General features: G+C 72.9%; 1 protein-coding gene and 1 pseudogene. One reads left to right on the top strand and one right to left on the bottom strand.

All coding sequences use genetic code 11. The annotated features are described in order from the left end of the window. Positions 1-1,517 (bottom strand): primosomal protein N' (gene priA, locus J5F18_RS19120; RefSeq protein WP_346300099.1); only part of this gene is annotated, 1,517 nt, incomplete at its 3' end. Between the two features lie 189 nt (positions 1,518-1,706). On the opposite strand from priA, the pseudogene rpmE reads away from it, so the two are divergent. Beyond that, a pseudogene (rpmE, locus tag J5F18_RS19115) lies at positions 1,707-1,863 on the top strand (50S ribosomal protein L31); the annotation flags it as partial.

The raw sequence follows: 1,863 nt of genomic DNA, 5'->3' as shown, positions 1-1,863 counted from the left end.
TCGGTGCGCTCGGTGCCGCTGCCCAGGGGGCGCAGGTCGATGCTGCCGCACTCGGGGCAGCTCTCCGGCAGGGCGCGGCGGCGGTCGCAGTGGTGGCAGGCCAGCAGCGGCGGCTGGCGGTGCAGGGTCATGCGGGCGTCGCAGGCGTCGCACTCGGCCAGCCAGCCGCAGGCGTGGCAGGCGAGCGTGGGGGCGAAGCCGCGGCGGTTGATGAACACCAGCACCTGGTGGCCGGCGGCCAGGGTGTCGCGGATGGCCTCCAGCACCGGCGGAATCAGCCCGCCCTGGCGAGGGCGGCCGCGCAGGTCGATCAGCTCCAGCCGGGCCGGGGCGTGGCGAGTGGCGCGGCGGGTCAGCGGCAGGTGGCGCCACTCGCCGCTGCGCGCCTTGGCCAGGCTCTCCAGGGAGGGCGTGGCGCTGCCCAGCAGCAGCGGGATGCCGTGCCGGTGGGCGCGGGATACGGCCAGGTCCCGGGCGTGGTAACGCAGGCCGTCCTGCTGCTTGTAGGAGCCGTCGTGCTCCTCGTCGACGATGATGGCGCCGGGGCGCGCCAAGGGGGTGAAGATCGCCGAGCGGGTGCCGATGATGATGGGCGCGCGGCCGCTGGCGGCGGCCTCCCAGGCGTCCAGCCGTTCGAGGTCGGTGAGGCCGGAGTGCAGCGCCACTACCGGCACCCGGAAGCGCTTGCGGAAGCGCGTCAGGGTCTGGGGGGTGAGGCCGATCTCCGGCACCAGCACCAGCGCCTGGCGCCCGCGCCCCACCACCGCCTCGATCAGCTGCAGGTAGACCTCGGTCTTGCCGCTGCCGGTGACCCCTTCCAGCAGGCAGGGATGGTAGGCGTCGAGGTTTACGCGGAGGGCGGCCAGCGCCGCGGCCTGCTCGCGGTTGAGCGGCAGGGCGGGCTCGGCCAGCAGGTGGTCGGCGTCAGGAAGGGGGCGAGCGGTGAGCGGCTCCTCGCTGGCGTCGATCAGCCCCTTGGCGGCCAGTGCCCTGAGCTGCTCGCGAGAAAACGACTGGGCCAGGATCGCCTGGGTAGCCAGGCCGTGGGGGTGCTGGGCGAGCATGGCCAGCAGCTCGGCCTGGCGCGGGGCCCGGGCCAGGGCGTCGAGGCCGGCATCGCGGCCCGCGGCGGTCAGCCGCCAGCGCTCCCGGGTGCGCCCCTCCAGGGCGCGGCCCTGACGCAGCAGCGCCGGCATCGCCTGGTGGAGGGTGTCGCCCAGGGAGTGCTGGTAGTAGCGGGCGGTGAAGCGGCACAGCCAGAGCCAGTCGGCGGGCAGCGGGGCGGGGTCCAGGCAGGCGACGATGGGCTTGAGATCGGCCAGCGGCAGGTCGCTGCGCTCGCGGCACTCCACCACCACGCCCACCACCTGGCGGCTACCGAAGGGCGCCCTTACCCGCAGCCCCGGCACCCAGCCGCCGGGCGGAACCTCGCGGCCGGGGCGGTAGTCGAACAGGCGGCGCAGCGGCGAGGGCACCGCCACGCCCAGCACGCGGGGGGGCGAGGAAGATGTGGGCAATTGGCCTCCGGGATCGGTTCTGCTAGAATGCTGCGCCTCCCTGCCTGCCGAGTGTAGCCAGGGCGGTACAACCGGCTTGCACTCGCGCTTGCGGTTTTCATGACCGCTAGACAGCGCGAACGACGGACAACCCGTATGCGGTGCCTGGCAACGGATCAGGTGGCGGCATACAGCTCAACGAGGCTCAAGATGAAACAAGGTATCCACCCCGAATACAAGACGGTCAACGCGACCTGCTCCTGCGGCGCCAGCTTCCAGGTGGGCTCCACCTCCGGACAGGACTTCTCCCTGGACGTCTGCTCCCAGTGCCACCCTTTCTACACCGGCAAGCAGAAGCAGGCGACCA

It is taken from the genome of Halomonas sp. BM-2019 (assembly GCF_017584085.1).
Note: the sequence above shows the minus strand (reverse complement) of the source record. Positions and strands in the feature narration are given on the sequence as shown.